Annotated in this window: 9 protein-coding genes; 3 read left to right on the forward strand and 6 right to left on the reverse strand. The window is 58.0% G+C overall.

Translation table 11 applies throughout. The features are described 5' to 3' along the window. Window positions 1-453 precede the first annotated feature (453 nt). On the forward strand, window positions 454-1,668 hold the full coding sequence (gene rlmD / locus ABG996_RS10425) for a 23S rRNA (uracil(1939)-C(5))-methyltransferase RlmD (RefSeq protein ID WP_347479820.1): 1,215 nt from the start codon (window positions 454-456) through the stop codon (window positions 1,666-1,668). A 64-nt stretch (window positions 1,669-1,732) separates the two neighbouring features. Here the strand turns inward: rlmD and ABG996_RS10430 are convergent, their stop codons facing one another. The 5 genes from ABG996_RS10430 to tilS form a co-directional block, all read right to left on the reverse strand. Continuing rightward, window positions 1,733-2,554, reverse strand: a complete 822-nt coding sequence (locus ABG996_RS10430; protein ID WP_347479814.1) for a phosphatase — start codon at window positions 2,552-2,554, stop codon at window positions 1,733-1,735. Between the two features lie 165 nt (window positions 2,555-2,719). Beyond that, window positions 2,720-3,904, reverse strand: a complete 1,185-nt coding sequence (locus ABG996_RS10435; protein ID WP_347479815.1) for a pyridoxal phosphate-dependent aminotransferase — start codon at window positions 3,902-3,904, stop codon at window positions 2,720-2,722. 189 nt (window positions 3,905-4,093) lie between these two features. Next, window positions 4,094-6,175, reverse strand: a complete 2,082-nt coding sequence (gene ftsH, locus ABG996_RS10440) for an ATP-dependent zinc metalloprotease FtsH (RefSeq protein WP_347479816.1) — start codon at window positions 6,173-6,175, stop codon at window positions 4,094-4,096. A gap of 61 nt (window positions 6,176-6,236) precedes the next feature. Further along, window positions 6,237-6,785, reverse strand: a complete 549-nt coding sequence (gene hpt / locus ABG996_RS10445; RefSeq protein WP_006235600.1) for a hypoxanthine phosphoribosyltransferase — start codon at window positions 6,783-6,785, stop codon at window positions 6,237-6,239. Window positions 6,786-6,933: 148 nt separating this feature from the next. After that, on the reverse strand, window positions 6,934-8,472 hold the full coding sequence (gene tilS / locus ABG996_RS10450; RefSeq protein ID WP_347479817.1) for a tRNA lysidine(34) synthetase TilS: 1,539 nt from the start codon (window positions 8,470-8,472) through the stop codon (window positions 6,934-6,936). Between the two features lie 48 nt (window positions 8,473-8,520). On the opposite strand from tilS, the gene ABG996_RS10455 reads away from it, so the two are divergent. Beyond that, complete coding sequence (locus ABG996_RS10455; RefSeq protein ID WP_347479818.1) at window positions 8,521-9,330, forward strand: MBL fold metallo-hydrolase; 810 nt, start codon at window positions 8,521-8,523, stop codon at window positions 9,328-9,330. A gap of 82 nt (window positions 9,331-9,412) precedes the next feature. Here the strand turns inward: ABG996_RS10455 and ABG996_RS10460 are convergent, their stop codons facing one another. Continuing rightward, window positions 9,413-9,844, reverse strand: a complete 432-nt coding sequence (locus ABG996_RS10460; RefSeq protein WP_035138719.1) for an Hsp20/alpha crystallin family protein — start codon at window positions 9,842-9,844, stop codon at window positions 9,413-9,415. Between the two features lie 277 nt (window positions 9,845-10,121). On the opposite strand from ABG996_RS10460, the gene ABG996_RS10465 reads away from it, so the two are divergent. Then, the gene (locus ABG996_RS10465) at window positions 10,122-10,589 is read left to right on the forward strand and encodes a hypothetical protein (protein WP_347479819.1); all 468 of its coding nucleotides are present in this window, start codon (window positions 10,122-10,124) and stop codon (window positions 10,587-10,589) included. Window positions 10,590-10,766 lie beyond the last annotated feature (177 nt).

Genomic DNA, 10,766 nt, shown 5'->3' on the forward strand with positions numbered 1-10,766 from the left:
TTCCTGCTCTACAGTCCTGCGCAAGACGGAAAGCACATTAAGTGCTTTCCTTTGCGTGCGGAACTCGCGATAAACTTAATTACGCGCCGCTCCCCGCCCACGCCGGGCAAACATCGTTGGGCTTATCACTGACATGAAATGGGCACTTGCATATCGTCCGCTAGCTTGGCACGGTACAATGCTTGCAGCTTTCAATTTGTAAATTAGTGGGGTTAATTTATGGCAGAATCTCGTGCGGAGCGTAGGGCTCGTCGTGCTTTGGTGGAGGCGGCTGAGGGGTCGAAGGAGGAGAAATCTTCTACGAAATCCAAGTCTTCTAAAGCTGCAAAAAGCAAATCGACCAAGAGCAGGGCTAAGGCCAAGCGTCCCGGCTCTCGTCGGAGCGGGGACAAGGCGTCTCAGACTCGTTCCAAGCGCCCGCATAAAGATCAGGTTTCGTCTGCGCGTAAAGCTGTGGACCCCAAGTCTCCCTGTTCCATTATGAAAGCTTGCGGTGGGTGCACGGCGCTCAATCGTCCTTATAAAAAGCAGTTGGCAGCTAAGCAGGCTGTTATGGAGGAGCTTTTTGCTGCTCTATGCGAGCGCGAGGGTATTAGCGTCGATCCCATTCGCGGTATGGGCGTCACCCTGGGCGACCCGGGCAAATATCCTGCTCCGCGTGGTTTTCGTCATAAGGCTGCCACCCCCTTTGCTCCCGGCAAGGAGGGCACTGTCCGCTGCGGCTTTTTTGAGCGCGGCACGCACAGAATCGTTGCTGTTCCCGAATGCCCTGTTGAGGCACCGGGCGCCCGACAGATTCTTAACGGCATCGCGCGTGAAGCTGAGCGCCTGCGCATTCCTGCCTTTAACGAGGACAAGCATCTGGGTTTGCTTCGCTATGCCGTCGTTCGCTGCGGCTGGCGCACCGACCAGATTATGGTCACCCTCGTGACCGCCCAGCGCGACCTGCCGCATGCGCAGGAATTCTTTGATGCCGTCGCTGCACTCGATCCGCGCATCGTCACCGTCGCCCAAAACATCAACGGACGTCCCGGCAACGCCATCCTCGGCGAGGAAACCCGCATTGTATATGGCGCCGAGTGCATGCGCGACCAGCTGCTCGGTTGCGAATTCGATATCTCCCCTACCGCGTTCTACCAGACCAACCCGCAGCAGACCGAGCTGCTCTACCAGCTCGCTATCGACGGCATGGATCTGCACCAGGGCGATGTGCTTATGGATGCTTACTGCGGCAGCGGCACCATCGGTCTTTGCGCAGCTAAAGATGCCCAGAACAAGGGGATCGGCATCATACTGCTCGGCGTGGAGCGCAACCCGGCGGGCATTGCCGACGCACGCCGCAATGCCGAGCTCAACGGTCTTACCCGCAGCGCCTGGTTTATGGCCGACGATGCCACCGATTACATCCTGGATGCCGCCGACAACAACGAGAGGGTCGATGTCCTTTCCATCGATCCGCCGCGCGCCGGCTCTACCCCCGAGCTCCTCGAAGCTGCCTGCGCGCTTAAGCCGCGCCGCATCACCTATATCAGCTGCAACCCCGTGACCCAAGAGCGCGACCTGCACCAGCTCCTCGACGGAGGCTATCGCCTGCTCAAGATCACGCCCGTCGACATGTTCCCCCACACCGACCATACCGAAACCGTAGCGGTCCTCGAACGCCGCTAATTCTCTGGCACAAGAAGGGGGCGGCTCGCCCGGGCCGCCCCCTTCACTTGGTTTATAAACTCCGCTACATCCCCTTGCGCAGGTCGCACACGCCGGCTGCCGCCATCTCGCGCAACAGCGTCTCGCGGTCGCGCGTCACGATCAAATCCAGCGGGAAGTGAATCTCGTCGAGCAACTTGCGGGCGTGATCGAGCTTACCAATTGCCATGCCAATGTGCGCATCGGTCGAAACGCCAATGCCCACGCCCAGCTCGGCGCAGCGCTCGGCGATCTTGCGGCATACGGCCCAATGCTCAGCGTCGACACCGTGTTCAAGACTATGGTTGTTGATCTCGATAATCTTGTGCTTGGCCTTAGCTGCCAACAGCACCTCGTCGATATCGAACGGCACGCCCGAACGCCCCGTGTGACCCAGCATGAACACCTTGGGGTGCTCCAGGGCATTGATATACATCTCGGTCGTCTGGGCCAGCGTCGCGCCTTCAGCAATCTGCGGATTATGCACGCTCGCAACCAAATAATCCACATTACGCGTAACCAAATCGAACAGCGAATGCTGACGGCTGTACGAATCGCCGGCAATATCGAGCGTGACAGGGGTGTCCTCGCCAAACAGGCTTCCGTCCAGCGAAACGATATCGGCCTCGGCACCACGCAGCACCAGCACGCCGCTCCAAATGCGCGGCCAGATATCCTGGTTGATAAAGAACTGGTAACTGCGCAGGTCATTGGGGCAAGCTGTAACCATAGAGCTCAAATGGTCGGCAGATCCGAGCACCTGCAGACCACGCTCTGCCGCCCAGTACACATTCTCCTCAATGGTCGAATATGCATGCGCAGAGAACATCGTATGGGTATGAATGTCACAAGAAAGCAGGTAGGGCATCAGGTCTCCTTATCTGGCACGGCCGTCGCTTATATTCATTGTACGCATAGCCTTCGATAGTCGTAAAACCACTTCATCCCAAAGACACAACGTCCATGACAACGGGGTCCGGCTTAACACCAAACCCCGTTTCACGTAAAACATTGCAGGCAGAGCGCTTTACTTTTAACGATACTCGTCCGCCAACTGTTTCCAAGCGGGTAGCGAATTGACAATCGTTTCGTAGCTCACACAGTAGCCCAAGCGGAACCAGCCCGGCATGCCAAAGCTGTCCGAGGGCACTGCGAGCAGCTCATACTTCTTTGCGCGCTCGCAGAAGGCGTTCGCATCGGGCTCCAGTGCTTTCACCCATAGGTAGAACGCGCCATCCGGCTCAACATACGTGTAGCCGTACTCCGCCAATGCATCGGTAAGCGCCGTGCGGTTGCGTGCATAGGCCTCAACGTCACTCGGCTCATCGATGCAATCGATGATCACACGCTGGAAGAGCGCCGGTGCGCATACAAAACCCAGCGTACGGGCAGCACCCGCAACAGCCGGCATCAGACGGGCAGCCTGCGGATTGGTGTTGGGAACCAAGATCCAACCCACGCGCTCACCAGGCAGCGACAGCGACTTGGAATACGAGTAGCACACGATGCTGTGCTCGTAGATCGAGGGCACCCAAGGCACCTCGGCACCGTACACGATCGCGCGGTACGGCTCATCCGAGATGAGCATAATCGGATTCTCGGAATCGCGCTGAGCGTTGGCCTCGCGCAGAACATTGGCCAGTCGCGTCAGCGTGTCGCATGTATATACGGCACCGGTCGGATTGTTGGGCGAGTCAATGATGACGGCAGCCGTCTTATCGGTGATCGCCTTGAGCACGTTGTCCACGCTCAGCTGGAACGTGTCTTCATCAGCAGGCGCCTCAACACACGTGCAGCCGGCCTTCTCAATCCAAACGCGATACTCCGGAAAGTACGGGGCGATAACAATAACCTCGTCGCCCGGGTTCGTAACGGCGTTGAGCGTACAGGTGAGCGAAGCCGCGGCACCCACCGTCATAAAGACGTCCTTACCCTCATAGTTCGTTCCAAAGCGGCGGTTGAGCGATTCGGCGACGGCTGCTCGACATTGCGGCAGGCCCGGAGCGGGGGTGTAGCCGTGCAGCTGGTCGCTCGGCAGCTCCAGGGCCTTCTTAATCGACTCAGCCACAGCAGCGGGCGCCGGAACGCTCGGATTGCCCAGCGAAAAATCGAATACGTTTTCCGCACCGATCTGCGCCTTGCGCTCAAGGCCATAGCTAAAAATCTCACGGATGATGGAGCTTTCCGCGCCGCGAGCATACATAGTTTCGTTGATCATCTGTTCCCCTTTCGCATAGGCGCTATTGTACGCTTTAGTCGAGCAAAGTGCCGCAGCAATGTTGATTGGGGACAGACTTAAATGCGTGAAAACGCTCATTTAAGTCTGTCCCCAATCAACAGACGGCCCCATATCGCTCAAAAGAAAAAGCCTCCGCAGGTTTCCCCGCGGAGGCTTTCGCCACAAAGACTATTTGTCGGCGTCGGTGTCGGCATCGGCATCGACGACGGCATGGTCATCGTCAGCATCATCGGATGCGACTTCGGCATCCTCCTGCATGGCCGCCTGCGCAAAGGCCGCGGCATCAGCCGCCAGCTCTTCCTCGCTCATACGGGGCGTGCGCTTCTTGGTCGGCATGCCGGCCGCCTTGGCATTGCGCTCCTCCTTGGCCGCCAGGATATCGCCCTCGCGCTCAAGGTAGGCGTCCCACTCGTTGTCGAGCAGGGCGTTCACGGCGTCACCCTCGACGGTCTCGCGCTCGAGCAGCACCTTGGCCATCAGGTCGAGCTGATCGCGACGGGCATCCAGGATCTCGACCGCACGACGATGGGCCTCACGCATAATGCGCTGGACCTCAATGTCGATGCGACGCGCCGTCTCCTCAGAGTAGTCCTGATGATCGGCATAGTCGCGGCCCAGGAATACCTGATGCTGCGCCTCACCAAACACCTGCGTTCCAAGCTCCTCGCTCATGCCCAGGCGCGTGACCATCTCGCGCGCCATCTTGGTCGCGCGCTCCAGATCGTTGCTCGCGCCCGACGTGATGTCGTCGCACATGAGTTCCTCGGCAACGCGGCCACCCAAGAACACGGCGAGCTCGTCGAGCATCTCGTTCTTGGTCTTGAGGAAGTGGTCCTCCTGCGGAAGCTGCAGCGTGTAACCCAAAGCCTGGCCGCGGCTGACGATCGAGATCTTGTGGACCGGATCGGAGTGCTCCAGGATGTGACCCACCAGGGCGTGACCGCTCTCGTGGTAGGCAATCGTGGTGCGCTCGGCCTCGGTCATCACGCGACCCTTGCGCTGCGGTCCGGCAATCACGCGCTCCATCGATTCCTCGACCTCGTCCATCGAGATCACGGAACGATGGCGGCGGGCAGCCAACAGCGCAGACTCGTTGAGCAGATTTGCCAGATCGGCACCAGTGAAGCCAACGGTCATCTGGGCGAGCTTCTCAAACTTAACGTCCTCGTCCATCGGCTTGTTCTCGGCATGCACGCGCAAGATCTGCTCGCGGCCCTTCACATCCGGACGGTCGACCGTAACCTGACGGTCAAAACGACCGGGACGCAGCAGCGCCGGATCCAGAATGTCGGGGCGGTTGGTGGCGGCGATCAGGATGACCGACTCGCTTTCCTCAAAGCCGTCCATCTCGACCAGCAGCTGGTTGAGCGTCTGCTCGCGCTCGTCGTGACCGCCGCCCAAGCCAGCTCCGCGCTGACGTCCCACGGCATCGATCTCATCGATGAAGATGATCGACGGGGCCTGGGACTTGGCCTCCTTAAAGAGGTCACGCACACGGCTGGCGCCGACACCTACGAACATCTCGACAAAGTCGGAACCCGAGATGCTAAAGAACGGCACGCCCGCCTCGCCGGCAACGGCCTTGGCCAGCAGCGTTTTACCGGTGCCCGGAGGGCCAACCAGCAACACGCCACGCGGGATCTTGGCGCCCAGCTTGCGATAGCGATCCGGATCGCTCAAAAAGTCACGGATCTCCTCGAGCTCCTCGACTGCCTCGTCCACTCCGGCAACGTCTTCAAACTTGACCTTGGGGCGTGTGGCCTCGTTGGTCTTGGCGTTGGTCTTGCCAAACTGCATGTTCCTGTTGTTGGCGCCCATCATCTGGCGCATAAAGTAGAACATGATGGCGATAAGGGCGATCGTCGGAAGCACACTCATCGCCAAGTCGCCCCAAAAATCGGGATCGTTGGTGTTGACGATGTACTTGATATCGGGGTGCTCCGCCATGAGCTCGGCAAGCGAATCGGAGCCGACATAGGTCGAAGAGAAGCTCTTGAGCTCGCTCGTATCGCCCTTGTCCTTTTTTGTCTTCCAGTAATGACCCGTCACGCTTCCGTCTTGAACCGTATAGGTCAGATCTTCGACGCAATCCTGCTTGATGGCGCTGACCATCTCGCTCGTCGCGAGCTTAACGGTATTGCTGGAGCTGGCAAAGCCGGAACCCATATTAAAGAAGGCATAGCCCAGAAGCGCGCAAGCCAAAAGAAAATACAGCCAGCCCGTACGCGTGGGCTTCTTGCCTCCGGGCATCCCCGGGATCTTAGGCTCCCGGGGAGTCTGGGAATTGTTATCGTTATGGTCGTCGGGCATCTTACGAATAAACCTCCGGTTTCAAAATGCCCAGATACGGAAGGTTACGATAGCGCTCGGCATAGTCGAGGCCGTAGCCCACCACAAAGGCATCGGGGCAATGGGTTCCAACATACTTGGGCGTGATGGCCGAGGTGCGGTCCTCAACGTCCTTCCACAGGAAGGCGGCGACCTCCAGCGAAGCGGGCTTGCGGCTCTCGAGGTTCTTCATCAGGTACTTGAGGGTCAGGCCCGAGTCCAGAATGTCCTCGACGATCAGCACGTCGCGACCGCGGATGTCGATATCCAGATCCTTAATGATACGCACGATGCCCGAAGACTTCACACCGTCGCCATAGCTCGAAACAGCCATGAAATCGATGTTGGTCGGTAGCTCAATCTTGCGCATCAGGTCGCCCATAAAGACAACGGCACCGCGCAGGACCGCGATCAGCACCAGATCCTTACCCGCGTAGTCGCGAGTGATCTCCTCGCCCAGGCGAGAAACGATGCCGTCGATATCCTCCTGCGTAAACAGAACCTTCTCGATATCCGGATGTTGAGAAGCCATGACAACCCTTTCTTGTGCTTAATCGCCCACACACCGCCGTATGGACGCGAACTACACATTCTAGCAGCGCACGGGGTATATTTTCCAGCCCGCGCACCATCAGCGCGGGAATACCGTCAACGCCGCACAGAATAGCTGGCGTAGGACGCTATTCCGCATCGACCACACGAAGCAGATATGCCACGCGCGTTGCGGCCGTGCACTTAAAACGCTCGTCCGCGCGAACTCCGGCGACCCACACCACGGCACCTCCCGGCGCCGTCCTCACCATGGGCACGCCGGCGCGCTCGGAAACGGGAATGCGAGCCTCGCCTAGCAAGTCGGATACTTTCTTGCTTCGGCCACTCATCCCTAACGGGCACATCACGTCTCCCGGTGCGGGACCGTCCACCCACAGGCGCGCCAATCGCGCCTCGACAGGGATCTTGCCACGCGAGCCCGCCAGGATCCGCTCACTATCGCTGTCGGCAAAACCCAGGGCAGCCGCGTCTACCAAAGCTGTCACTTCCCCGGCAGCCGCAAGCTCACGGGCGCGACGCACGATATCGCATCCCGGCTCAACGGCCATCGGTTCTGTGACCAGCATACGTCCCCCGCCCAACGGCAAACGACCGGGTACGGTAACCCAGTCCGCGACCAGGCCCTCGCGAGCCGCCGGCGCCTTAAACGCCAGCATGCCAAACTCAATGCGTGCGTCAATCCCCTCCGGAAGCGTGACCGAGCCGGCGCCCTCGGCAACGCAGGAAAGGACTCGCTCCACATGTCGCATCTCTGGACGAGCGTCCGGATCGATGCGCTTAATCGCCAGTCGCACGATGCGCCGCGCGATTACCACCTCGGCCGCAGCAAGGCGTCTGGCATCGAGCACTAGCGCGCCCGCCGCCTCCTTGCGCAGGCAGCTTCGAAACGCCTGCGCCGACAGCTGGGATAGAAACGCGTCTTCGTCACCCAAGATCTCACAGGCGGCGCCAATCGTCTTGCACACGCTCGCATTACGCTGTGCCACCACTGGCATTACCCGATGGCGCACGTAGTTTCGCAGATACGAGATATCCTCATTGCTCTCGTCTTCACGCCACGGCTGACCATGTACCTGTAGATAGCCCACAAGCTCGCCATGAGTTAGGTCGAGCAAGGGACGCACCACGATATTCCTCCGGCGAGGAATGCTCGATAGGCCAGCGGGCCCCGAACCCTTAATCGCGTTCATCAAAAACGTTTCCGCGCGATCCGAAGACGTGTGCGCGGTGCAGATACGAGCCGCCGTTCGCGGTGCCCCCGTCTGGGCGCAGAGCTCGCGAACATACCTCCGCGCCGCGGCATAGCGCACTTCGCGGGCCGCGGCCTCAATATTGCCCGACTCCCCATCAAAATAAGCGTGCTCCACGCACAGCGGTAAACCATATTTCGCGCAGAGCTCACGCACAAAGGCCTCGTCGCCATCGGACGCCTTGCCGCGCAGATGATGGTTTACATGCAGCACATGCAGGCGCTCGCGAGCAATGGGGGCAACACCGCGCCCGTCTTGGATATCCAGCTTTGATGTGCACGCCATAAGAAGCAGTGCCGTCGAGTCCGCGCCGCCTGATACCATGAGCACGACAGGAGCAGCCTGCTGCCTCGTTCGGGTCTCATCGACTGCCCCGGGCACGGCATGGTGTCCGTAATGCTGTGATACCGTTGGCATTCGCTTCCTCCTCCATTCGTCCGCACCCATTGTATCCTTTGGAATCTTATGTCTCGTCTGTACCTTCATATCCTCGGCAGTGGCTCTAAAGGCAACTGCGCACTCATCGAGGGCCCGCAGGGGCTCATTATGGTCGATGACGGACTGTCTCGCCGCGAGACATTAAAGCGCATGGCAGAACTGGGGCTCTCGGCTGACAACGTCTCGGCTCTTCTCATTACTCATGAGCATAGCGATCACATCAAGGGTCTCGATGTCTGGTGCAAGCACTGGCACGGCCCCCTCTTTGCCAGCAGGGGCACACTTTCGAGCAAAGAAAACCTTTCGCATCTGCCTGTCGAGGAATTCGATCCCGGTGACACCCTATCCATTGCCGGCATCCACGTGCAAACCTACTCAACGTCACACGATGTCATCAATCCAGTCGGCTATCGATTTGACGCCCTCGATGATTCCATCGGCTTTGCCACCGACACCGGAGAGCTATCGAGCCAAGCCATGAACACCCTCAAAGATTGTCGAGTCCTCGCACTCGAAAGCAACCACGATGTGACCATGCTGCGCGAGGGAGAATATCCCCGCTTTCTTCAAGAGCGCATCCTGTCTGCAAGGGGACACCTCTCCAATGGCCAAGCCGCCGAAGCCGCGCGCGAACTTGTTACCGATCGCACCGAACAGCTCATTGCCATGCATATCAGCCAAGATAACAATCGTCCGAGCCTTACCGTCAAAAGCTATGCCAAAGCTCTAGACGCAACCCTTGATGACGAGGTCGGTAGCTCCGCCACCCTTCTCCAAGGATCGCGAAAACTCTCGATACGCCCAGCAAGCCAGCATCGGCCAGCAACCATTCAATAGACTGTCTTAGACAGCAAAAGGGGCCGAGAATCGCTTCCCAGCCCCTTTTGCTGTCTTTTAATAGCGCAGAACACCAACGAAGTTAGTCGATGGAGATCTTCGTAACGTTCTTCTTCTCGACGATCTTGGGAACCGTAACGGTCAGGATGCCGTCAGCGTACTTAGCCGAGAGGCCCTCGCTCGAAGCGTCCTTTAGATACACGCCACGCGTCGCGCTGTACGAGCTGAACTCCTTCTGCAGGAAGTTCTTGCCCTCGTTCTCCTCGTCTTCCTCGACATTCACGCTAATGGACAGACGGCCCTCGTTAAGCTCGACATCGATATCGTCCTTGGCGACGCCGGTCAGATAAGCCTTGACCTCATAGCCATCGCCCTTATCCTCAACGTCAACGGGGAACGCCTTAGAGGCAATCGAGCTGTTCGCTAGGTCGCTCATATCATCAAACAGATCGAACAGCGAGCTTGCAGAGGGACGAACGCCAAAAACCGAACGATAAGGAACCATGCTTGCCATGTTTACCACTCCTTTATAGGACTGCCGAGTCATCTTCTAGGTGACTGGGACTTCTTTTGACGCTCTTATATATGCCCACCCAGTGCTCATATATACATCGACTATAAAGTTTTTTGAGTCCAGTACTATAAGCATATCTAAGTGTGTTTGACTAAGGTTTTAGTAAGGTTAAGGTTCTTTGAACCAGAGCTTAAATAACGAGTATGTTCGCAGCTACAAATAACAAGGGGCTTACAATGAGCGCGTACACGTTGTTGGTAACGAGCTAAAGGGCATCATGGACGACCAAAACCAGAACAATATGTTTATGCCGACGCAGGGGGAAGATACTTCTACGCAGCCGCCACGGTTCCATCGCCCCCACATCTCGCAAGAGCCCATTAATGATCCGGAGCCCGAGTATGTGACGAGAAATCGATATCAAACGCTCGAGGATGCCCAAACGGGACGTAAACATATGGGCGTCGCCTCGGGAGACCCTGTATATCTGAAAGACGCACCATTATCTAAAAACAGCGCAGCTAGTGAGGAGCCACTGAAAGCATCCGCCGCTCATCGACAAAGAGGTCCTCGACCAAAGCAAACCTTGACGCATTCGGCTCGCTATCTCGAAACGCCAAAACAGGGAAAATCAATCTTCGTTTCATCAAGTAAACGACGCAAGCAGCATCGACTGACAATCCTGCTTTTGATCATTGTGGCCATAGCAGTTGCCCTTGTTATTCGATTTATCTTCTTTAAATAAGGGCTCAATACCAAAAACGATAAGATCGTCTGGTGTAATTGAGTCATTTACGCCCCGTAAACGCAAAAAAGGGGGAGGCCGCGAGGCCTCCCCCCTTCTCAGTTCAAGCGTACGGCTCGGTGCCGTCCACCGGTCAGCGGCGCCCTGGCCTCCCACGGGCTGACCCCGCAGTACTCT

It is taken from the genome of Collinsella aerofaciens, from assembly GCF_039836695.1.
Classification (GTDB): Bacteria; Actinomycetota; Coriobacteriia; order Coriobacteriales; family Coriobacteriaceae; genus Collinsella; species Collinsella aerofaciens_BD.